General features: G+C 61.7%; 17 protein-coding genes. 11 read left to right on the top strand and 6 right to left on the bottom strand.

Features of this window, described 5'->3' with window-relative positions; translation table 11 throughout:
* Positions 1–11: 11 nt before the first annotated feature.
* The 5 genes from SRB521_RS14680 to SRB521_RS14700 form a co-directional block, all read right to left on the bottom strand.
* Positions 12–755: a tyrosine-protein phosphatase gene (locus tag SRB521_RS14680; protein WP_075704683.1), complete on the bottom strand. Its 744-nt coding sequence runs from the start codon at positions 753–755 to the stop codon at positions 12–14.
* A gap of 3 nt (positions 756–758) precedes the next feature.
* Positions 759–1,475, bottom strand: coding sequence for a hypothetical protein (locus SRB521_RS14685; RefSeq protein ID WP_075704684.1), 717 nt, complete (start codon positions 1,473–1,475; stop codon positions 759–761).
* Positions 1,476–1,488: 13 nt separating this feature from the next.
* The gene (locus SRB521_RS14690; RefSeq protein ID WP_242976580.1) at positions 1,489–3,399 is read right to left on the bottom strand and encodes a polysaccharide biosynthesis protein; all 1,911 of its coding nucleotides are present in this window, start codon (positions 3,397–3,399) and stop codon (positions 1,489–1,491) included.
* A gap of 78 nt (positions 3,400–3,477) precedes the next feature.
* Entirely contained in the window at positions 3,478–4,722 is a 1,245-nt protein-coding gene (locus SRB521_RS14695; RefSeq protein WP_075704686.1) for a sensor histidine kinase, read from the bottom strand.
* Positions 4,719–5,399: a response regulator transcription factor gene (locus SRB521_RS14700; RefSeq protein ID WP_058118530.1), complete on the bottom strand. Its 681-nt coding sequence runs from the start codon at positions 5,397–5,399 to the stop codon at positions 4,719–4,721. The genes SRB521_RS14695 and SRB521_RS14700 overlap by 4 nt, the downstream gene beginning before the upstream one ends.
* Positions 5,400–5,706: 307 nt before the next feature.
* Between SRB521_RS14700 and SRB521_RS14705 the strand changes: the two genes are divergently transcribed.
* The 3 genes from SRB521_RS14705 (at position 5,707) to nhaC (ending at position 8,279) form a co-directional block, all read left to right on the top strand.
* Positions 5,707–5,934, top strand: coding sequence for a hypothetical protein (locus SRB521_RS14705; RefSeq protein WP_058118531.1), 228 nt, complete (start codon positions 5,707–5,709; stop codon positions 5,932–5,934).
* Between the two features lie 119 nt (positions 5,935–6,053).
* The gene (safA, locus tag SRB521_RS14710; protein WP_075704687.1) at positions 6,054–6,656 is read left to right on the top strand and encodes a SafA/ExsA family spore coat assembly protein; all 603 of its coding nucleotides are present in this window, start codon (positions 6,054–6,056) and stop codon (positions 6,654–6,656) included.
* A 168-nt stretch (positions 6,657–6,824) separates the two neighbouring features.
* The gene (gene nhaC / locus SRB521_RS14715) at positions 6,825–8,279 is read left to right on the top strand and encodes a Na+/H+ antiporter NhaC (protein ID WP_075704688.1); all 1,455 of its coding nucleotides are present in this window, start codon (positions 6,825–6,827) and stop codon (positions 8,277–8,279) included.
* Between the two features lie 124 nt (positions 8,280–8,403).
* On the opposite strand, the gene SRB521_RS14720 is transcribed toward nhaC, so the two are convergent.
* The gene (locus SRB521_RS14720) at positions 8,404–10,719 is read right to left on the bottom strand and encodes an S-layer homology domain-containing protein (RefSeq protein ID WP_116722314.1); all 2,316 of its coding nucleotides are present in this window, start codon (positions 10,717–10,719) and stop codon (positions 8,404–8,406) included.
* Between the two features lie 471 nt (positions 10,720–11,190).
* Between SRB521_RS14720 and SRB521_RS14725 the strand changes: the two genes are divergently transcribed.
* The 8 genes from SRB521_RS14725 (at position 11,191) to SRB521_RS14760 (ending at position 21,541) form a co-directional block, all read left to right on the top strand.
* Positions 11,191–16,347: a family 20 glycosylhydrolase gene (locus tag SRB521_RS14725; RefSeq protein WP_165366654.1), complete on the top strand. Its 5,157-nt coding sequence runs from the start codon at positions 11,191–11,193 to the stop codon at positions 16,345–16,347.
* A gap of 17 nt (positions 16,348–16,364) precedes the next feature.
* On the top strand, positions 16,365–16,610 hold the full coding sequence (locus SRB521_RS14730; protein ID WP_116722312.1) for a hypothetical protein: 246 nt from the start codon (positions 16,365–16,367) through the stop codon (positions 16,608–16,610).
* Positions 16,611–16,701: 91 nt separating this feature from the next.
* Positions 16,702–17,550 (top strand): hypothetical protein, encoded by an 849-nt coding sequence (locus tag SRB521_RS14735; RefSeq protein ID WP_116722311.1) that lies wholly within the window; start codon positions 16,702–16,704, stop codon positions 17,548–17,550.
* Positions 17,547–18,680 carry a radical SAM protein gene (locus tag SRB521_RS14740; RefSeq protein ID WP_165366655.1) on the top strand — a complete coding sequence of 378 codons (1,134 nt, stop codon included), beginning with the start codon at positions 17,547–17,549 and terminating at the stop codon, positions 18,678–18,680. The genes SRB521_RS14735 and SRB521_RS14740 overlap by 4 nt, the downstream gene beginning before the upstream one ends.
* A gap of 3 nt (positions 18,681–18,683) precedes the next feature.
* On the top strand, positions 18,684–18,944 hold the full coding sequence (locus SRB521_RS14745; protein ID WP_033118391.1) for a PqqD family protein: 261 nt from the start codon (positions 18,684–18,686) through the stop codon (positions 18,942–18,944).
* Positions 18,941–19,828, top strand: a complete 888-nt coding sequence (locus tag SRB521_RS14750; protein ID WP_116722309.1) for a metallophosphoesterase — start codon at positions 18,941–18,943, stop codon at positions 19,826–19,828. The genes SRB521_RS14745 and SRB521_RS14750 overlap by 4 nt, the downstream gene beginning before the upstream one ends.
* Before the next feature lie 19 nt (positions 19,829–19,847).
* Positions 19,848–21,077 carry a nucleotidyltransferase domain-containing protein gene (locus tag SRB521_RS14755; RefSeq protein WP_075704695.1) on the top strand — a complete coding sequence of 410 codons (1,230 nt, stop codon included), beginning with the start codon at positions 19,848–19,850 and terminating at the stop codon, positions 21,075–21,077.
* Positions 21,074–21,541: a S24/S26 family peptidase gene (locus SRB521_RS14760; RefSeq protein ID WP_116722308.1), complete on the top strand. Its 468-nt coding sequence runs from the start codon at positions 21,074–21,076 to the stop codon at positions 21,539–21,541. Before SRB521_RS14755 ends, SRB521_RS14760 begins: the two co-directional genes overlap by 4 nt.
* The last annotated feature ends 50 nt before the right edge of the window (positions 21,542–21,591 follow it).

The raw sequence follows: 21,591 nt of genomic DNA on the forward strand, positions 1-21,591 counted from the left end.
TTCCTCGGTCGTTAGAATTGGGCCAGCACCGGCCTGATGGGCGCATTCTCCAACATGTGCCGGGGATTTTCCTCCAGCAGGAAATCCGCGATTTCCGGCGCGGTGTACTCCGCCACATAGCTCCGGGCGTCCTCCAGCCATGGGGTGCGCCGGTAAGGGCTGTGGGCATCGCTGCCGATGAGGTGCATGCACCCCTCCCCCAGGCACCAGTGAGCCGTCCGGGCCGCCCGGCGGCCAAACCGGCCAAAGAGGCTTCCTTTATTGATCTGGAGCGCCCACCCCGCCTCTATCCACCGGAGAAGGCACCCCCGGTCCTCCTGCGCAAAACGGTAGCGTTCCGGGTGGGCCACCACAGGGACCGCCCCGGCGGCGCTGATCTCCTCCAGCATCCGCTGGGCAAAGGAGAAGGGCGCTTCAAATCCAAACTCCACCAGGAGATACCGGCTGCCGCCCAGAGTGAGGAGCTTCCCCTCCCGGAGATGCCGTGGGGTTTCCGGGGTGACATAGACCTCCATCCCCGCATACAGCCGCAGAGGGATGTCCCGCTCCCCCAGCAGGCGGGCCAGGCACAGGAACCGCTCCTCCAACGCCTCTGTGCGGTAATTGTCAAAACAACCCGGCACATTGCAGTGCGGGGTGGCGCACACGGCGGTAACGCCGCTCTCCACCGCCAGACGGGCCATCCGACAGCTCTCCTCCTCAGAGGAGGATCCGTCGTCCACGCCGGGCAGGATGTGACAGTGCAGGTCGATCATCGCCTAACCACCCTGGAATTCCTTGAGGTAATAGGCCTTTTTCAGGCTCTTCTCCTCCTCGTAGGTCGCCTCCACCTCCTTGGCGAGCGAGTCGTCCTGTCCGGTGGCCTTGAGGAGCTCCCGCAGCCGGGCCACTACAGCGGCCACCTTCTGGTCGCACTCCTTCTCCAGCGCCGTGAGCTCCTCCAGCTTGCCATACACTACCTGGGTGCGCCGCTCGGAGGTGTGCTCCCCCGCCGTATACTCGTCAATGGCGGACTGGACGATGGCCTCCAGCTTGCCCACATAAGTGGAGCGGAGCACATACATAGTGGCAATCTCTTCTCGGATCTCCTCCTGCGCCGTTTCCACAGCCGCCGTATCCCCGCCGGTGGACAGAGTGGGCGTAGGGGTCGGGGAGGCGTCTGGCGCCGGAGTGCCGGAGGGCTCCGCCCCGCCGCCGTCTAGGAGCCTGCGGGCAGCCTCCTCAGGCGCAAGACTCCCATCCGCAAGCTGCTCGATCTCCTCCTGCGAGAAACTATACTGGGTGACGTTGTATTTGACCATGGCATCGTTGAGGGCCCGCTGGTTTTCCTCCAGCCGCTGGCTGATGGAGTCCTTGTCCATGGTGAGTCCGTAGCGGGCGGCGTTGATATTGTTCCACTGCCACGCCGCCGCGGCCCCGCCGGCAGCCACCGCCACCACCAGAACACACAGCGCGATCTTCGCCCCTTTTTTCATAGCACAACTCCTTTCAGCGGCGGACTGCCGCCAGCTCTTCCAACTGGACCGCCGCCCCCTGTTCCACCGCCCGGATGGCGGCCTCGTTCACCTCGTCCGGCTCCCGGAAAGTGGGAACCAGACGGTGCAGCTCCTGAAAAATACGCTCCCGGCTGCCGCTGTCCACCGCATCGGACAGCGACTCCAGCCATCGGTCCAGCTCCGTAGGAGCCACAGGCGCCCGTTCCTCCACAAAGATCTTTTCGTGCTCGGTACGGCGCAGGTCGGCGCTCTGGGTGAGGAGCTCCTCATAGAGCTTCTCACCGGGACGCAGCCCGACCTCCTCGATCCTGATATCCACATAAGGGGTGTAGCCCGACAGGCGGATGAGATTTTCCGCCAGCTCCAATATATGAACGGGCCGCCCCATGTCCAGCACATAGACCTCGCCGCTGCGGGCAAAGGACCCTGCCTCCAGCACCAGCTGTACCGCCTCGGGTATGGTCATGAAATAGCGGATGATCCGCCGGTCCGTGATGGTAACCGGCCCGCCGTAGGCAATCTGCTTTTTAAAGAGTGGTATCACCGAGCCGCTGGACCCCAGGACATTCCCGAAGCGCACGGCGGCGAATTCAGTCCGGCTCCCCTCCCGCAGGCCCTGGAGCACCTGCTCACAGAGGTACTTGGTCGTGCCCATGATGTTGGTGGGGTTCACGGCCTTATCCGTGGAAATGAGCACGAATTTTTCCGCCCCATATCGCTTGGCGGAGAGCGCGGTGTTGTAGGTGCCGAACACGTTGTTTTTCACGGCCTCCTCGGGACACTGCTCCATCAGGGGCACGTGCTTGTGGGCCGCCGCGTGAAAGACCAGCTCCGGTCGATATTTTCGGAACAACTGGTCCATTTTCTCCAGCTCACGCACCGAGGCGATCTCCACAGCCAGCTTCAGCCCGTCTCCATGGCGGTGGAGCAGATCGTTCTGCAGATCGTAGACAGCGTTCTCCGCGATATCCACCACCACTAGGCGTCGGGGCTGACAGCCGGCGATTTGACGGCAGAGCTCCGCGCCGATGGACCCTGCGCCGCCGGTGACCATCACGGTCTTGCCCTGGACAAAGCTGCGGACCCGGCTGTCGTCCAGCTTGACCGCCTCCCGGCCCAGCAGGTCCTCGATCTGCACCTCCCGCACATTGGCGGCCAGGGAGCCTCTCCCCTTCTCCAACTGCATCAGAGGGTCGGAGAGGATGTGGAGGCGGCAGTTGGTGTGGGCGCACAGGTTCAGGATCTCCGACCGCCGCTGGGGCGTCAGGGTGGGAATGGCCAAAATGATCTCTGTGACCGGCGTGTTCGGAAGAATCGTCAGCAGGTCGTCGATGGGCCCTTTGATGGGCACGCCGTGGATCATCTTCCCTATCTTGTCGGGGGCGTCGTCCACCAGGCAACAGGGCGCATAGCGCCCCAGAGGGTTGCTCTGGAGCTCGGACAACAGGGCCACCGCCGCCGTACCCGCGCCGATGATGGCCGCCTGGCTGCGGCCCTCGCCGCTGCGGCCCGTGACGCGGAAGCGGTATATGCGGTAGAGAAAGCGAATAAACAGCATGGCCAGCAGCGCCAGCGCCGTGCCCGTCAGCGCCTGGACGATCCAGATAAGGCTGGCTCTCAGGGCAAGGTTGGCCACCGCGTAGAGGCCATATCCGCAGGACATCCCCATCAGCAGCACCAGATATTCCCGGCTCTCCGCATAGCGCCACAGGCTCTCATAGGTCTTGAAGGAGAGCTGGAACACCAGTACGCAGAGGGTGAGAAAGCCGATATGGAGCACCAGGTTCAAAAGCTGAATGTCACTGCGCAGCAGCGCGGGAAGAAAGAGGAAGAAATTGCAGGTAAAGATCAGCAGCACGTCGGCTGCCAGGACGATCCACCCGCGGAAACGGGATAGATGCACGATTCTCCCCTCCTTCCCCGATTTTAACCTGAATTTCAAAAATTTTACCTTTTATTATACCTCTTCCGTGCGGAAAAGTCAAACAACTCCCTTTGTTCTCGGCTCTCCCGCGCTTCCAGGGTACCCGTCCCACTTCCCCGTGGGGAGGGCGGCACAGAAGCAGCATCCTCCCCCCGGCTTCTCCTCCAGCCGGATGGTCCCTCCGTGGCGCTCCAGAATGGCGCGTGTCATGGGAAGCCCAAGTCCCGCTCCGCCCATGGCCCGGGAGCGGGACTTGTCCACCCGGTAAAAGGGTTCAAAGATCTTCTCCCTGTGTTCTTCTGGGATTCCGGGCCCGTCGTCCTCCACCCGGATCAGCACATTTCGGTCCTGGAGGCTGGCAGCCAGTACAACATGTCCTCCGTCCGCGCCGTATTTGACCGCATTTTCCGCCAGATTATAGAGGGCCCTTGCAATGAGCCTGTCGCTGCCCAGTACGGTGCCTCCCCCTTCCGTCCGGAAGCTCATACCCTTTTTCTCCGCCAAGGGCTCCAGCTCGTGGGCAATCTCGTCCATGAGAGGGGCCACGTCAATGACATCCTGCATGGGGACCTCCTCCATACAGGACATATCCAGCAGGTCCTTGACCAGCAGGCTCAGCCGCTCCGTCTGCCGGCGCAACGACCCGATGAGGGCCTGATACTCCTCTTCCGTGTGGTCCTCATGCTTGGAAAACACGTCCAGCCGGGTCTGGATGGCCGCCAGCGGGGTGCGCAGCTCGTGGGCGGCGTTTGCGGCAAAACGCTTCTGTGTCTCAAAGGCGCTGTCCAGCCGCAACCGCATTCCCTGAAAGGCGTTGGACAGGCTCTCGATCTCGTCTCCGGTCTGGGGTGCGCCGCCCTCCGGGGAGTCGGAGAGGTTCTGCGCACTGAGATTGGCGACCTGATTTTTCAAATTCACCAAAGGACTGAGACAATTCTCTGTGATCATATAGGTGGCCACACCGGCCACTGCGATGGTACAGATGACATAGACGATGCTCTCAATCCGGTATTTGAATTTCGCCCCCAGGCCCCGATCCTCCGCGTATAAAGGCCCTTTCTCCCCGGTAGGAAGGAGGATCGTGCCGCTGGCGGCGGCTCCCTTGGAGACGGTGGGTAAACCGTACCGGTCGTCCCCACGGGTGACGGTGGTCTGGGAGGCATAGATGGTATAGAGCATCTGATCCCCCGCTACGGTCATGGCGGCCGCCAGTACGATGCAGGAGAGGGCCATGGCGATCATCACCAGCAGGGTAAGGCGTTTGCCAAGGGAGAGCCTTTGAAACGGATGAACGCCCCTCATACCTCCGCCCCCTCGTCCAGATAGTATCCCACCCCCACCTTGGTTCGGATGAGGTCACATCCCAGAGCAGCACGGAGTTTTTTCCGCAGGGAGGCCATATGTACCCGCAGCGCATTGCTCAGGCTGTCCACGCCGCCGTCCCAGACATGCTCCATGAACTCCTCGGCGCTGACAACCTTGCCCCGATGGAGGAGCAGATACTCCAGGAGGGCATACTCCTTCCTGGTAAGCGTCAGGGGCTGTCCGGCCGCCTCCACCGCGTGGGCGGCGGTATCCAGCATAACGCCCCGGAAGGTGAGAAGTCGATCCTGCTGGGTAAACCGGCGGCGCAGGAGGCCCCGGACCCTCGCCTCCAGCTCTGCGAAGTGGAAGGGCTTGGTGAGATAGTCGTTGGCTCCGGCGTCCAGCCCCCGCACTTTGTCCTCCAGGCCATCCCGCGCCGAGAGGATGAGGACCTTCACCTCCGCATTCACGGTCCGTATTTCCCGCAGAAGCTGAAATCCATCCATTCCCGGCAGGTTCAGGTCCAGAACAACCAGATCGTACTCCACCACGCTGACCAGCTCATGGGCCTTGCAGCCGTCGTCACAGCCGTCCACCGCGTAAGAATTGAGCCGCAGCCCCTCTACCAGAGATTCCAACAGGTCCTGCTCATCCTCCACCACCAAAATCCGCATATCCTACCCTCTCTTTCCATTGCAGGCAACATTATATCAGCAGCGCCCGCCCCTTTTCAATCCCCGCCGGGCATCCTGTTTCCCAGGGAGCGCCGTTCCTCCCATCCCGCTCAGCCGCCGCATTCCGTATACCCGCCAAAGTTTTTGATCGTCCCGCAAACTGTTTGTTCATAACAGAGATTTTTCATGTTAATTTTTGTAAAATGTTATGTCTTTCTTTTTTCTCCATAATTCGGTATGATACATATTGTGCCAAATGCCAGCGCATCCGCCTCTCTAACACGCAGGAAAGGAAGCGATCCATTCTATGTCTCTTGCAGGCTGCAGCCATTCGGGTATTTACACAGCCACTTCCTTTGCACAGCCCCATGGGCTCTCCTACGGTATCGCGTACCATGGCGCGGACGGAAAGCAGATCGTTCTGGAGGATATCTCCTGCAATCAGGAATTCGTGAGCAAGATGGCTGAGCTCTTTACACTGTGCCAGCTCCCTCCGGACAGGTTTAAACGGGCCGTAATTGAACTTCTCCCCTAAGAGGGCGAATATCCTCCCTCCGGCTGCTTTCCCGGGGGGAGGACATCTCTTTGGCAATATTTTTGCCTTGCGTCTGGCGGCGGGCCAATGTTACCCTCATAGGCAGGAGGTACATCACCATGAAGCATTTCTATTCCAAGCTGGCCGCAGTTTCACTGTCGGCCCTCGTCCTTACCACCAGCGCGTCCGCCCTGTCCCACACCGTGGTTCGCGGGGACACCATGTGGAAACTGGCCGTGCAGTATCAGGTCGGCACCAGCGAGATCATCGCTTCCAATCCGCAGGTCTCCAATCCCGACCTCATCTATCCCGGCCAGATCCTCACCATCCCCGAAGAGGACGCGGCGGTCACCCAGTACGAACAGGAGGTGATCCGTCTGGTCAACGAAATTCGGGCGCAGAACGGACTGAGCGCCCTGACCTACAACTGGGAGCTCTCCCGGGTGGCCCGCTATAAGTCCCAGGACATGGTAGACAACCGCTATTTCTCCCACACCAGTCCCACCTACGGCACCCCCTTCCAGATGATCCGCTCCTTCGGGCTCTCCTATCGGAGCGCCGGTGAGAACATCGCCTATGGCCAGCGCACCCCCCAGGCTGTGGTCAATGCCTGGATGAACTCCAGCGGCCACCGGGCCAATATTCTGAGCAGCTCTTATACGCAGATCGGCGTGGGTTATGTGGCCAACGGTCACTACTGGACCCAGATGTTCATCGGCTGAGAGGCCGGGATATTCTTACTCGCCTGACGGCCATGGCCTCGCCGGCGCAATTCCTGCGCCGGCGAGGCTTTTCTCTTAACGAAAATTTAACACCCGGTATGTTATGCTTTCCTCACGCTTGGGGCGCCCACGGCGTCCTGCGAGAACTTGAGGAAAGAGGGTCACGTTATGTCAACTGCTTCCCCCGGAGCCAAGATCAAAGTGCGAAAACAGCCTCCCCTTCTCCTTGCGCTGGTCCCCTTTATTTGTCTCATCGCCATCATGCTGCCCAGTGTGATCATTCTGGGCGCCGACCCCCAGATCCCCCTCATCATCTGTACCGCCGTTACCTCCGTCATTGCCATCTGCTTCCTGGGACGCGGCTGGCAGGAGATCGAAGACTCCATGATCGAGACCAACACAATGGCCATGCAGGCCAATTTCATCATTATGATCGTGGGCTGCCTGGTGGCCACCTGGATCGCTGGCGGTATTGTCCCCGGCATGATCTATTACGGTCTCAAGCTTTTCTCGCCCAGCGTGTTCCTGGCCCTGCTCCCTGTCATCTGCGCCATCATCGCGGTATCCACCGGCAGCGCCTGGACCACAGCGGGCACCATGGGCGCCGCCGCCATGGGCATCGCCGCCGGTTTGGGTATCCCGCCCGCCATCGCCGCCGGAGCAGTGGTCACCGGCGCCTCCTTCGGCGACAAGCTCTCCCCCCTCTCCGACAGCACCAATCTGGCCGCCGGGGTGGCGGGCACCAAGCTGTTTGACCATGTCCGCCACATGCTCTACAGCACCATTCCCAGCTTTCTTATCGCAGTGTCTATCTTTGCCGTTATCGGCAGCCGCTACAGCGCCGATTCCGTGGATACCTCTCAGATCGACGTCATCCTCTCCACGCTGGAGGCCAGCTTCAATATTACACCCCTCATCTTTATCGCTCCCCTGTCCGTCATCCTCATGATCGTCTTTAAGGTGCCCGCCATTCCCGGTATGCTGGGCGGCACGGTCATCGGCTTCTGCTTCGCTCTGGCCCAGGGAAATCCACTGGGTGACATTCTCAGTCAGATGATATACGGCGTACAGCTCTCCAGTGGAAACGAAATGGTGGATGCCCTCCTGAACCGCGGCGGCATGCAGTCCATGATGTTCACCATCTCCCTTGTCATCTGCGCACTGGCCTTCGGCGGTGCGGTCAAGGCGGCCGGCTGTCTGGACACCATCATCGCCGCCATTCTCAAGCGCTGTCATTCCCGCGGCAGCATCATGACCGCCAACGTGTTCACCTGCATCGCCATGAATTTCATGGCCGCCGACCAGTATATGTCCATCGTCATCCCTGGCCAGATGTATAAAAAGGTATATGAAAAGCTGAACCTGGCACCCAAAAACCTCTCCCGCGTCCTGGAGGATTCCGGCACTCTCACCTCCGGCATCGTCCCCTGGTCCACCTGCGGCGCGGTCTATCTGGCTACCCTGGGCATCAGTGCTTTCCAGTATGCCCCGTACTGTTTTCTGGCCATCATCAACCCCCTGATCTCCATTCTCTACGCCTTCACGGGCTGGACACTGGCCCCCCTGGACCCCTCCAAGCCCATCAAGAAGTCCATCACCGTAGAGGAGATGAACCAGTCCTGACCTCCCGGCACAGTGCCCCGGCGTACGCCGCAGGCCGTCCCCGTCAAAACAGAACGGTCCGTGCCCTCGGGCGCGGACCGTTCTCTGTTTCAGTTGGGGTGTGCTGACCGTGCCCAGATATGGCTCAGGTTTCGGTCTCGATCTGTCCGCCGTCCGCGGCGGTTCCCTCGCCGGCCTCCGGCTCCGTCACCACGTCGGACACCACATCGCCGGGGTTGGAAGAGGAATTGCTCTCAGACCACTCCCGCTCCAGGGCCGCCCAGTCGCGGACCTGCAACAGACCGGTCCAGATCTCATAGAGCCCGTCTGCGCCGCTCTCCACCTCAAAGTCGTGGGAGTTGGTGGCCTCCTGCACATCGGCGTAATACCACTTGCTCTCATCCAGATTGTCCTCCCAAGTGATCATATTGGGCAGCATGTGGTCGGCGTCGGGCTTGCGGCCCAGGGTGCGGTTGACGATGGCCATCGCCTCCGCCCGGGTGATATCGGCGTTGGGATCGAAGGTTCCGTCCCCCTTGCCGTTGATGAGCCCCAGCACGGCGGCGCGGTTGATGTACTTGTTGGCCCAGTGCCCGGCGATATCGGTGAACTGGTCCTCGCCCTCGTAATTGCCGCCGAAGAAGCGCACGGCGATGGTGGCGAATTCAGCGCGGGTGATGGGCGCGTCGGGATCAAAGACGTTCCCCGGCTTGCCCATGATGACCCCCGAGGTGGTCAGCGTGGAGACGGCGTTGTTGTACCAGGCCTCCGCCGCCACGTCGGAGTAGGGGTTTGTGGTGGTCCAAAGCTGAGCCCTGGAGTCCTCGGTGAGCATACGGAAGAAAATGGTGGCCACCTCGGCCCGGGTGATGCTGGCCTCCGGGTGGACCAGACCGTCGTCCCGCCCAATGATATAGGCAAAGTGATCGGCCATGTTCAGCTCCGGCAGGGGTCCCAAAGGCGTATCGTTCTCATCGATGACGGTATCCCCACCGCCACCGCCGCTGCCGCCACCGCTGATGGTGTAGCCCAAGCGTGGACGTGGGAAGAGATAGCTCTCGCCCGTGTCAGACAGGGTCAGATAGGCCTCCACATTGGGATAGACGTAGTGCTCGCCTCTGGAGGTATCCCGCTCCGCCAGCCGGGCGGTATAGGTCAGGGACACCCGCTCGCTACGATGGATATCCTGTCCCAGGGTCAGCACAAAGCGCTCATCCTGACCTTCCGCCTCGGGGTAATAGGTCAATGTGGAACCGTCGGCAAAGGTGATCTGGTTGTTCTCGTCCAACTGCCCCTCCATGGGGGCGTCGCCGCCGATCTTCAGCGCAAAGTCCGCCAGTGCGGGGATCTCCTTGCTCTTGATGGACAGGTCGAAATCGTAATCCTCATCCTTGCCGATGACGTCCGTGATGGTGCTCCCGGCGGGGACCACCACGTTGACTCCGCCGCCATAGATCTGGTCCATTACGCTCTCCAGCTCGGCGGCAGTCTCCTCCAGGGAGGCGGGGCTGGCGGTAAAGACGCTCTTGCGTTCGGCGTAATCCATCAACTGCCCTGCCAGCGTGGTCAGGGCCGACAGGCCCTCCTCGTCTGCATAGTAGGGATAGCGCACGGTGATCAGCCTGACCCCCGCCTCCGTGACCTTGTCCAGCTCCTTGGCCGCGAAGTAGACGCCCTTTTCAAAATTGGTGAGGGCGCCGGAGGTCTTGATCTGGCCCACCACATCGGCCAGGGCCTCGTCGCCCGCAGCGGTGTACGCGGCGGGCTGGGCGCTGACCGTCTGCCCCAGCAGAGCGGTCAGGTCCGTCAGGCTCTCATAGCCGCCCTCGGCGGCGTCGTTGTTCTGGAGCCGGGTCCCGTCATTATAGGTGTCATTGGCCGGGTTCCCGGCGTCGTCCAGCCACCAGAAGCTGCCGCCGTCGGTGATGAGCACCAGATAGCGGTTGGCCTGGGGGATCGTGTCGGGGGCCTTTTCCAGGTCGGCCAGTCCTGCCCGGATACCGGCCTGCAGGTTGGTGCCGGTGTGGCCGGCCAGCCAAAGCATCTCCTCGCCCAGACTGTAGTCGAACGTGCTCTCCGCGGTCAGTTGGGACATCTCATAGACCGTCTTGGCGTCGTTTGCAAAGACGGTGAGGCCCGCGTAGACATTCTTATCCGCCATGGCGCCGCGGATCTCCTCGGCCCAGAACTGGATCATGATCTCGTCTCCGGAGCTGAAAAGACTGCTGGTGGCGTCCATGACGAACTCGACGGCCACCGGCGTCTCGTTGACCGGTGCGGAGATCTCCAGGGAGATCTTCGTCTCGCGGACGCTGTTGAGGGCGCCCGCCGTTTTCAGCAGCGTGATCCCCAGCTCGTCCGCCGCCTCCGTGGGCTGCGGCTCCGCCGCCAGCGCGGCCGGCAGCATGCCAAGCAGCATCACCGCGGTCAGCGCGGCGGCCAAAATCCTGCGCTTATCCATTACCCTGATCCCTCCATTTGAAACATTCACAGAATCGGCTGTGAAAGAAACCGGGAACTGCCAATCCGCAGAAGAACGCCCAATTTCTCTTCAAGTTTATGTCATTATAGCATGGCAAATCTGGAACAGCAACTAAAAAACCGCCCGTTTTGGGAAGTTCCTCTCTAAAAACTTCTTTCGGTCACAAATTTTTCATGTAAATTTATTAAAAATATAAATTTGTAACTTTTTCTTACCATGCGTTCTCCTTTCCATGTGAAATTTAGTAAATTTCCTAACTTTATCTTTAGGAATCCTTGAATTTGTCCTCCCCCCGTGCTATACTGGCACAAAGTGGTTCAATAGACACTTTTCTGTTATTCACGCTTGTCTCCCCCGCGCCAGGGTCGTTCGGCGCCGCGCTCCGGCATTTCTTCGCCGTGGCCGCAGTTGTCTGTGGAGGGGGCAGGTTCGCAAGGGAGGATGTTTGTGATGAGGACTGGAATGCAAAAGGGCTCGTCCCGGCTCGTCGCCATGCTGTTGTGCCTGGTGATGCTGTTTGGGATGCTTCCCATGAGCGCGCTGGCGGACGAGGGGACTGGCACGCCCCCCGTCCAGACGGAGACCCCTGTCTCCACACCGGAAGCTGCCCCAGAGGGTTCCCCCGCGTCTACAGCGGAGGTGAGCCCCGAGATCTCCCCCACGCCTGCACCGGAGGCGAGCCCTGAGGTCTCCCCCACCCCCACCCCCACGCCCAGCACGGAAGTTCCGATGGATGAGGTGCTTGACGAGTTGGAGACCGTAGAGACACCGCCCGCTGCGGTCAGCAGTGTGGAGAACGGCTTCGGCCATAAGATCCTGCACCTGGACTGCGGCCGCAAATACTTTACCAAGGAGTGGGTCATCGCCCTGATCCATGAGATGGCCGCCGCCGGGTACAATGAACTGGAGCTGGACTTCTCCAACAACGAGGGCTTCCGCTTCGCGCTGGACGATATGGATGTCACCTTTATGACTGCGTCCGGAGTGGAGAGGAGCATCGATCTGACCCCCGCCCTGGGCGGCGATGCAGATGGTTCCGCCACGGATACCCCCTGGCTGACCCAGGCCGACATGGACGAGATTCTGTCCGTGGCGAGAGGCGAGGACGTCGCCATCGTGCCCCTGCTCAATTCCCCCGGCCATCTGGGGCAGATCCTGGACACTGTCGCCCCAGAGTACCGCTACCAGAACTCCAACTCCCTGGACATCACCAGCGACGACGCCAAAGCCTTCGGTATCGCCCTGGTACAAAAGTACGCCGCATACTTCGCCGACGAGGGCTGCGAGTACTTCAACATGGGTTGCGACGAGTTTGCCAATGATCTCTACTCCTCCGTCGGCATGGGCTTTGGCCATTTGGTCAGCGCCGGGCGGTACGGCGACTTTGCAGACTATGTTAATTCCCTGGCCGGCGTCCTCAAGAGCCTGGACCTGACCCCCCGGGCCTTCAATGACGGCATCTACTATAATAATGATACCTCCGTGTCCTTTGACCAGGACATCCAGGTCTGCTACTGGTCCTCCGGGTGGAACGGATATGCCGTGGCCTCCGCGGCGACCATTGTGGAGGAGGGCCACGCCGTTATCAACACCAACGGCGACTACTACTATGTGTTGGGCAAGAGCGACAAATTTGACGGCGACAAAACCGGCAGCGGTGCGGACAGCTTCCGCAATTATACGTTTATGGGCACCACGTTTGACGAGGACGAATCGCTGGTCATCGGCTCCATGTTCTGCATCTGGTGCGATTACCCCGCCGCTGAGAGCGAGACGGAGATTGCCGCCAACGTCCGCCAGGCCCTGCGGGTCATGGGCGGGCGGATGGATAAAAAGAGCGGCGCTTCTGTCACCTCCGCCACCGTCAGCAACGAGGCGGTACCCGGCGGCTTCAACGCCGACGGGACCATTTATGCAGTCCTGGCATATACCTACGAACTGGGCGAACTGACCGTGGGCGCCCCTACCGTGAACGCCGGCGGCAGCCTGACCCTCACCTGGAGCGAACCGCTCATCACAGCCACGGGCGATGTTGCCGCCCTGGCCCTTCCCGCCGTGACCTATACGGTCTCCAGAGACGGGACGGTCCTGGGCGCCACTGACGCCACCACCTATACCGTGGAGAACGCCCGAGCGGGGGCGTACACCGTATCCGCCGCGCTGGACGGCGACGCTGCCGCCCCTGTGTCCTCCGCCGTCACCGTCACGCAGGAACAGCTCGACGCGGCGGCAATCCAGAACGGCACCATCACCGGCGGCGGCACCGCAGACGCCTATGAGCTGAGCGACGTGTCCAACGGCGGCCAGTACCTCATCGTGTACCAGTCCGACTCCACCTCCGGCTATGCCCTGAAGAACGACGGCAGCGCCGTGCCGGTCACCATTGCAGACGGCCGGGTCGTCTCCAAGGTCACGGAGGATATGCTGTGGACGTATACGGAGGAGCGTACAGAAGGATGGTTTGGTAGCGTTTCCTACAGTTACTACCTCAGCAGCGGGAACGACTATTTGTATCCCCGCCGTAGTGGTTACGGTTCGAACCGTAGGTATACATTGAATATCGACAACTCTAAAACCGAAATTTCCCTCAGCTCGCAGTCCGGTACGGGCGCTTATCAGATTGCCAATACCAGCTCGAATTCTTACGTAAGCTACAGCAATGGTTCCTTTGGCGCCGCCAGCAGCGGCACCACCCTCTATTTTTATGAGTACACGGCGGGCACCGAGGCCTGGCATGTGGACACTGAGGCGCTGGACGCCAAGCTGGCCGCGCTGGCTGCGGAGGGCCTTCAGGCAGACGACTACACCTCCGCGAGCTGGAGTGCTTACACTGCCGCGCTGGACGCCGCCCAGAATCTGACCCCCAACACTACCGCTTACCCCAGCGCGGAGACCGCTCAGGCGGCACAGGACGCCATCGACGCCGCCCTCTCTGCCCTGAACACCGCCTATGCCGGGCTGGTGAAGGCTCCCTACACGGTGACCATTCTCTGTGTCGCCGACGGTGAAACCATTCATACGGAGACCCTCCGGGCCGCAGCCGGTCAACTGACCGTCACATCCCCCACTGTCTCCGGCTATGCGGCGGACACCGCTTCCCAAACCGTTACCGTTCAGGGCGATATGACAGTTACCTTCTCCTATACATCCGTCCCTGCCGAGACGCTGACGCTTATGTACTTCGTGGCCAATGCCCATAACCTCAGCGGTGCTAGCTCCAATCAAAATGTGGAGGGCAAGAACGCTTCCACCGCCATCCCTGTCGGCGGCGACGGCATGGCGATCGCGGATATGGTGGCTGACAGTGTGACAACTGCGCAAGGCAATGACGGCCGCTTCTGGAAAGCCTATGTCCAGACCAGCCCAAAACAAGAGCAAGACCAGCAAGACCTGACCGATGTGGGACAGGATATCGGTTCCGAGGCCACCCATCTCCGCGTCAAGGGCGGTCAATGGCAGTACCGGAACGACTCTCTTGACTGGACCGATCTGCCTGAAGACGCCCAGCTCACTGCGTACTATGTGGAACATTGGAACGTGGCGCCTCAGATAGACGTCTACATCTCCGACTGGGGCTCCAATCCCTGGGACGCCAATAATGATCAAATTTGGTACTGGGCAGACATGATGTCCCTCTCCCTTCAGGTCGTATACGAGGACGGTACCGAATACCCCGCCGACCTGGACCATGCGGGCACAACGATGTTTACCGGTACAGGCACCCAGTTTTCTGTTATTTTGGCCGAGGAGACTACCAATTATGAAATCTATGACGTCACCTTGACCGATATGGGCAACGATAATTGTAAATTCACTGGTAAATCTGCTTCTGCGTTCACATTGCCCGACTTCGACCAGTTTGAGGAGACCTCTATTTATGACGTTGCCACGGGGACCATTCAGCCCATACCCAAAACCAGCGTTGACCGTAAGGCTTGGCTACTCCGTATTTATGTCAAAGCGAAACCCAATCAGGACTCCCTCACTGTCCGCTATGTGAATGAGGGGACCGGCACTCAGTTCTATGCGTATAATATCAACGTCCATGAAGGCACTACTTTTGCGGGTTATGTTTCCAATGGAAACTTTACCGCCGTGCATACGCCTCCCACGGTCGTCAACATCGACAACGAGACCCAGACCATCAAGTATCTTGGAACAGACTTGGAGAATATGACGGAGCTGGATGATCTTTATTCCAGCGGCCTCTACGTATGGACACGCGCAGAGGTCAGCGATGACAACAAAACGCTGACCCTCTATTATGACGTGGAGGGTCCCCAGTTCATAGTCGACTATGGTCTCCCTCTTCAGTTAGGCTATAGTGATTTGGGCGCTACCAATCCGCCTACGGCGATACTGGTATCTACGGGTTCTTCCGCCAATTATTCTTCCCAGGCCGTGGGCACATACGGCACCATAAGCACAACGTCTGCCGGACTGACCTATACGCAATCCTCCATAATGAAAGCGCCTGAGCAGTTTTTTGTGCGGCTTTCCTACCAGAGCGGAGGAAATCAGGATATTTCTGTCACCGTCCTCCCCGCCAGCGTGGTCTACTATGAGGACAGCTTCGCCACGTATGACAGCAGCTGGAGCGGGACCGGCACCCTCGCCGGTACGGCGCAGACCGCCGAGAAGCTGGGCGCCAAGCAAAATCTCTACGGCTATGATCCGGCCTACACGTCCGGCACCGGCTTCAGCATGGGCTCCGCCCATACCGTCACGGTCAATGCCGCAAACGACTCCGCCACCGCCTCCTTCTCCTTTAAGGGGACCGGCTTTGACCTTATCAGCCGGACCGACAGCGATTCCGGCGTTATCTTCATCGAGGCTATGGGAACCAGAGGCACTACCAAACGGCTGATCGTGGACAACTACTATGGCTATGACTTTGTGAATGGAGCGTTTGTCACTGCGGACAAGGGTTCCATCGAGCAGGTACCCGTGGCCAAGCTGGTGGGCCTTCCCTACGGCACCTACGACGTGACCGTCACCGTGGTCTACCATCAAAAACTGGACCACACCGGCGACAGCAGCTATTCCTTCTGGCTGGACGGCATCCGGGTCTATGATCCCATGGGCAGCAGCTACTCCGCTTATGCTTCGGACAGCGAGGCGGCGCCTCAGTATGTGGAGCTGCGGAAGAGCCTGCTGAAGGCAGCCGCTTTGACCTCCGGCGCCGTTGTTCAGGGAACCACCTTCATCGACGGCAAGGGCGAGACGGCCGTTCTCGCTGACTATGAAAGCTATGGCCCCAACAATGAGGTCTACCTCAGCAAGGGCCAGGGCGTCACCTTCACGCTGAGCAGCATCGACTTTGCGGATATCCAGCTCGGCGCCAGCCTGACGGGCTCCGCAGCAAGCTCCATTACGGTGAATGGAACGACAATCCAGCTTGACAGCGCTACCAATCTGTATTATTCTATCAAGAACGCGATCGGCGCCGACAAAGTCGTTACCATCACCAACATCGGTGACGGCATGGTGGCCCTGACCAACCTGAAGGCCACCGGCGGTACCGCCACCCTCAACCTCTACTCCAGCCAGGCTGCGGTGGGCAAGGTACTCGCCGCCATGCAGACGCCCGGCACGGGCAATCAGTGAGAAAGGGGTGCTGCAAGATGAAGAAAACTTACTGCAAGCCCCAGATCGCCTTTGAGAGCTTTGAGCTCACCAGCAGCATCGCTGCCGGCTGCGCCATTCCGGCCAACCAAAACCTGGATGGCCAGTGCAGCATTACGATCGGCGGCATGGATCTCTTTGCCTGGAACGGCTGTAAGTTCGACTACAACGATCAGAAGAGCACGATGGGCGTCAAGGTCTGCTACGACATCCCCACCTGGGACACCGTCCTCTTCACCTCCTGAGCCAAACGCCGCAGCGGCCCCGCCCCACGTGGGGCGGGGCCGCTTTCTCTCCTTCGGTCCTGTTTCTCCATCTTTCGGAAGGGGGCCCGCTGTGTATCAAAGGAACTACTGCTTTGGAGGCGTAGGCTTTTCTCTGTCCGCCCCCGTTCCCATCGGGGAGTCGGACGCCCTGCGCCTCTTTTCCGGCGGAGAGACCGACGCGGACTACCGCGTGAAGCTCCGCCTCTCGGACGCCTTTCCTCAGCCGCCGGAGGGGCTGTATGTCCACACCCGGAGGGTCAGGGGCTGGCGGGCGGGTCCCCGTGACTGCCGCTTGCTGTATTACTACAGAAGCGCCGGGGAGCCGGAGGTCCCCTATTGCTATGTGGAGCGCTCCGGCATGGAGGTGGCCGTGGACTGGCTCCCAGCCCTCTCCTCCGGACTCCACGCCCAGCAGATCCTGGAGTCTGTGGATCTCTTCCGCTTTCTGCTGGAGCAGGGAGGCGTGGTCCTTCACGCCTCCTATATTCTGCATCGGGGGCGGGCCCTCCTCTTTTCCGCCCCCAGCGGCACCGGAAAGTCCACCCAAGCCGCCCTGTGGGCGCGGCTACGGGGGGCGGAGATCGTCAACGGGGACCGGGCTCTGCTCCGGGCGCGTGAGGGCTGTTTCCAGGCCCACGGCATCTGCTTCTCCGGCACCTCCGGTATCTGCGGGAACCGCAGCGCCCCTCTCTCCGCCCTGGTGGTGCTGGGGCAGGCGGAGCGCTCCACCTGCCGGAGGCTGGGCGGGAAGGATGCCTTCCGCGCCCTCCTTCCCCAGTGCGCCTACCGCACCTGGAACCCGCAGGATGTGGCCGCCGCCACCGATACCCTCTCCCGCCTCATCGGAGAGACGCCGGTCCTTCGGCTGGACTGTCTCCCGGATGAGAGCGCCGTGAAGGCCCTGGAGGAATGTTTATGAGCCGACAGAACAACGCCCTTCCCCAGATGGTAGAGCCCCTCTGGTCCACCTATATCCACCAGAAGGGGGCCCGGCTGGGCCTCCCGGTGACCGGGACCTTTGAGCTGACGCCCCGGTGCAACTTCAACTGCAACATGTGCTATGTCCACCAGACCGAGGCCCAGGCGGCCCAGGGCGGCAGGCGGGAGCTCACCACGGCGGAGTGGCTCGCCATCGCTGAGGAGGCCCGGAAGGCAGGGATGGTCTTTCTCCTCCTCACCGGTGGGGAACCGCTGCTGCGCCCGGACTTTCCCGAGCTCCTCCACGCCCTCAAGAACATGGGGTTCCTGGTGTCGGTGAACTCCAACGGCTCCCTGCTCCGGGGCGAACTGCTGGAGGCCGTCAAGCGGGACCCGCCCCTGCGCTTTAACATCACCCTCTACGGCGGCTCCAACGCTGCCTATGAGCGGCTGTGCGGGCGGGCCATGTTCCGGGAGGTGGTGGACAACCTCCGCGCCTTAAAGGACGCGGGGATTCCTGTGCGGCTCAACGTGTCCGTCACCCCGGACAACAAGGACGACGTGCCGGAGATCTTTCGGCTGGCCCGGGAGCTGGGCCTTCACACCAAGGCCAGCACCTATATGTACCCTCCGGTGCGGCTGGGCGACGGCCGCCCCGGCGACGCCCCACACCGCTTTGCCCCGGAGGACGCAGCCCGCTATATGCTGCTGTGCCGGGAGCAGCAGTTCACCTTGGAGGAGCTGCGGGCTTCGGCCGCAGGCGTGCCCCTGTCCGACGGCGACGAGTGCACCGGAAACGCGGAGGGAGAACCCGTTCTGTGCCGGGCGGGGCGCAGCTCCTTCTGGCTCACCTGGGACGGGCGGATGATCCCCTGCGGCATGATGGCCTCCCCCGGGACACCGGTGATGGAACAGGGGTTTTCCGCCGCCTGGCGGTCCGTCCGGACGGAGGTGGAGGCGATCCGCCTGCCCGCCGCCTGCGCCGGCTGCGCCCTGCGGCGGCACTGCAATCTCTGCGCCGCCTCCTGCTTCGCCGAGACCGGCGACTACGACCGGAAGCCGGACTACATCTGTTCGCTGACCCACACCCTCTGCCGGATCACCCGGGAGAAATACGGAACGGAGGACTGAGCCATGGAGCTGAAGAAAGAATTGGTCCTGCGGGACATCGCGGGAGACTTTGTGCTGATTCCAACAGGTACTACCGTGCTTGAAAATAACGGCTTGTTTACCATCAACGAGGTGGCCGCCCGCATCTGGGAGCTGCTTCCCGGCGCGGAGAGCGCGGCCGCGCTGACCGACGCACTGGCGGAGGAGTACGACGCGGACCGGGACACGCTGGACCGGGACGTGGCGGAATTCCTGGACAAGCTGCGGTCGCTGGGCATCCTATGAGGAAACGGCCCGGGCGGCGGCTCCCGGCGATCTGCCCCTTTTCCGCGGTCCTTCTCCTGGCCGCGGTGTGCTTTTCCGTGTGGCGTTCCTACCATTCGCTCACCGTCACGACCTACCGCTTCCCCACAGACAAGGCAGAGGGGCCGGTGCGCCTGGCGGTGATGTCCGATCTCCACGAGCATGTGTTCGGTCAGGACAACGCCCCCCTCGTGGAGGCGGTGGCGGAGCAGCGGCCCGACCTCATCCTTCTGTGCGGCGACATGCTCAACGCCTACTCCGCCTCCTCTCAAAACAGCACGGAGCTGGTGGGGGCGCTCTCCAAGATCGCCCCGGTCTACTACGCCTGGGGCAACCATGAGCTGGACTATCTGGCGGCGGGGACCTCCCTGCTGGAGGAGGAGCTCGTCTCGGCGGGGGCTACCGTGCTGGACCGCGCCTGGTGCGACCTGGACATCCACGGCACGCCCCTGAGGCTGGGAGGGCTCTACGATTATGCCTTCGCCCTGGACGACCGCAACTCCTGCGATCCGGACCGGATGGACCCGGAGGTCTGCCGGTTCCTGACCGATTTTCAGGATACAGAGCGGTTCACACTGATGCTCTCCCACCGCCCGGACAGCTTTGCACTGGGGGAGGCCGCCCGCACTTGGAGCATCGACTTGGTCCTCAGCGGCCACGCCCACGGCGGACAGGTGGTGCTGCCTGTGCTGGGGGGTGTGTTCGGTGGAGATCTGGGCCTGTTTTCCCCCTACCTCCATGGGATGTGCCGCAAGGACGGCCTCACCATGGCCGTGACCAGCGGGCTGGGCAGCCAGCGGGAACGCCTGCCCCGCTTCCACAATCCCCCGGAGATCATGGTGATCGACCTAACTCCGGAATCCTGACGGAGAGGAGATGTGCCCCTTGCAGGGATATGAGCGGCAATTTCTGGACGCCCTGGGTGCCTCCCTCCGGGGCCTGCCCGCCCCCTCCTGTCCCAGGACGGAGGAGGACTGGCGCGCGCTGCTGCGTCTGTCGGCGGAACAAAAGGTGCTCCCCATGATCTATGATGCTCTGGCCGCAGGGGCCAGAGCATCAGGCGGCATTGGCCCGGCCCTGGGACAGGCCAGAGCGCCGGCGCTCCGCAGCGCCGCAGAGCAGGCCCGAAAGAGCCTCGCTTTTCTGGAGCTGTGCCGGGCGCTCCGGGATGCCTCCCTTCAGGCGCTGGTGGTCAAGGGTATCCTGTGCCGGAGCCTCTATCCCAAGCCGGACCTGCGCCCCTCCGCGGACGAGGACCTGTACGTCCGCGCGGAGGAATTCGTCCCCCTCCGCGACCTTCTCCTCTCCCTGGGCTTTCAGCCGCTGGGGGATACAGCGCGGGAGACGGAGGAGACGGCCTATCGGGACCCGGGGAGCGGCCTCTATGTGGAGGTCCACCGCCACCTTTTCCCCGGGGACGCGGCAGCCTACCGGCGGTTCAATGCGCCCTTCCTCACCGCCTTTGACCGCGCGGAGGAAACGACAGTGGAGGATACGCCTCTGTGGACCCTGTGCCCTCAGGACCATCTGCTCTATCTCATCCTCCATAGCTGCAAGCATTTTCTCCACTCCGGCTTTGGGGTGCGGCAGGTCTGTGACATCTGCCTGTTTGCCTCCGCCCAGAGACGCCAGCTGGACTGGGAGCAGTTATTTTCCAGTCTGGAGGCGGTGCAGGCCGGAGTATTTGCGGCCAATATCTTTCAGATTGGCCGCGAATATCTGGGTCTGGCGCTGCCCGACGGCCTTCTGTCTCAGATGGAGCGCCGCAACGGAGCGCTGGACTGTGTCCCTCTGCTGGATGACCTGCTCTCTGCCGGCGTCTATGGCGGCAGCAGCGAGGCGAGGCGGCACAGCAGTCTGATCACGCTCCACGCAGCCGAATCCTGCGGCCGGCCCACCGGCGGCGTGCTACGCGCGGTCTTTCCCCGTCGGGATACCCTGAAGGGCATCTACCCCTATCTGGAGGAACAGCCCTGGCTGCTCCCGGCCGCCTGGGTTCACCGGCTGGGGCGCTATGCGCTGGGAGGACCGAGCAGGGGGGCCTCCGCCTGGGAGAGCGTTGGAATCGGCACCCGGCGCGTGGCACTGCTGAGAAAATACCGGGTGATCCCATGAGAGAGACTCCTATCCTTCTCACGCCCGGGGAGGCCGCCGGACGGCTGCTCCCCTTGCTGGAGGCAGGCGCCTCCGTTCCGCTACGGGTGACGGGAAGCAGCATGGTCCCCTTCCTCCGGGACCGGCGGGACCTCGTCTCTCTCCGAGCGCCCCGATTCCTTCCCTATCAGCCGGGGGACATCCTGCTTTTTCGCCGGGCGGGCGGCCAGTTGGTCCTCCACCGGCTTCGCAAGGTCCGCGGGGACGGGACTCTGCTCCTCAACGGAGATGGTCAGACCTGGCTGGAAACAGCGTCCCAGGAGCAGGTCCTGGCCGTGGTGGAGCACATCCGCCGGGACGACGGACCGCCATTTTCACCCCGGCGCATGGATCAGCGCCTTCTTCAGCGGCTGTGGGGCGCGCTGATCCCCTTCCGCCGCCCTCTGCTGCGCCTGTTGGGCAGGTTAAGCCGTCTCCGCGCTTAAGGCCTGTCTGACAAGAGGGCTCCCTGTGGATCAAAAACCGAGTGGCGGAA

This window comes from Intestinimonas butyriciproducens (genome assembly GCF_004154955.1).
Classification (GTDB): Bacteria; Bacillota; Clostridia; order Oscillospirales; family Oscillospiraceae; genus Intestinimonas; species Intestinimonas butyriciproducens.

What these genes read in the sequence shown, in the direction of transcription:
- SRB521_RS14725 (WP_165366654.1), top strand. Translation starts at nt 11,191, where the DNA reads ATGAGGACTGGAATGCAAAAGGGCTCGTCCCGGCTCGTCGCCATGCTG.
- SRB521_RS14720 (WP_116722314.1), bottom strand. Translation starts at nt 10,719, where the DNA reads ATGGATAAGCGCAGGATTTTGGCCGCCGCGCTGACCGCGGTGATGCTG.
- SRB521_RS14745 (WP_033118391.1), top strand. Translation starts at nt 18,684, where the DNA reads ATGGAGCTGAAGAAAGAATTGGTCCTGCGGGACATCGCGGGAGACTTT.
- nhaC (WP_075704688.1), top strand. Translation starts at nt 6,825, where the DNA reads ATGTCAACTGCTTCCCCCGGAGCCAAGATCAAAGTGCGAAAACAGCCT.
- SRB521_RS14760 (WP_116722308.1), top strand. Translation starts at nt 21,074, where the DNA reads ATGAGAGAGACTCCTATCCTTCTCACGCCCGGGGAGGCCGCCGGACGG.
- SRB521_RS14750 (WP_116722309.1), top strand. Translation starts at nt 18,941, where the DNA reads ATGAGGAAACGGCCCGGGCGGCGGCTCCCGGCGATCTGCCCCTTTTCC.
- SRB521_RS14705 (WP_058118531.1), top strand. Translation starts at nt 5,707, where the DNA reads ATGTCTCTTGCAGGCTGCAGCCATTCGGGTATTTACACAGCCACTTCC.
- SRB521_RS14700 (WP_058118530.1), bottom strand. Translation starts at nt 5,399, where the DNA reads ATGCGGATTTTGGTGGTGGAGGATGAGCAGGACCTGTTGGAATCTCTG.
- safA (WP_075704687.1), top strand. Translation starts at nt 6,054, where the DNA reads ATGAAGCATTTCTATTCCAAGCTGGCCGCAGTTTCACTGTCGGCCCTC.
- SRB521_RS14680 (WP_075704683.1), bottom strand. Translation starts at nt 755, where the DNA reads ATGATCGACCTGCACTGTCACATCCTGCCCGGCGTGGACGACGGATCC.
- SRB521_RS14695 (WP_075704686.1), bottom strand. Translation starts at nt 4,722, where the DNA reads ATGAGGGGCGTTCATCCGTTTCAAAGGCTCTCCCTTGGCAAACGCCTT.
- SRB521_RS14685 (WP_075704684.1), bottom strand. Translation starts at nt 1,475, where the DNA reads ATGAAAAAAGGGGCGAAGATCGCGCTGTGTGTTCTGGTGGTGGCGGTG.
- SRB521_RS14730 (WP_116722312.1), top strand. Translation starts at nt 16,365, where the DNA reads ATGAAGAAAACTTACTGCAAGCCCCAGATCGCCTTTGAGAGCTTTGAG.
- SRB521_RS14740 (WP_165366655.1), top strand. Translation starts at nt 17,547, where the DNA reads ATGAGCCGACAGAACAACGCCCTTCCCCAGATGGTAGAGCCCCTCTGG.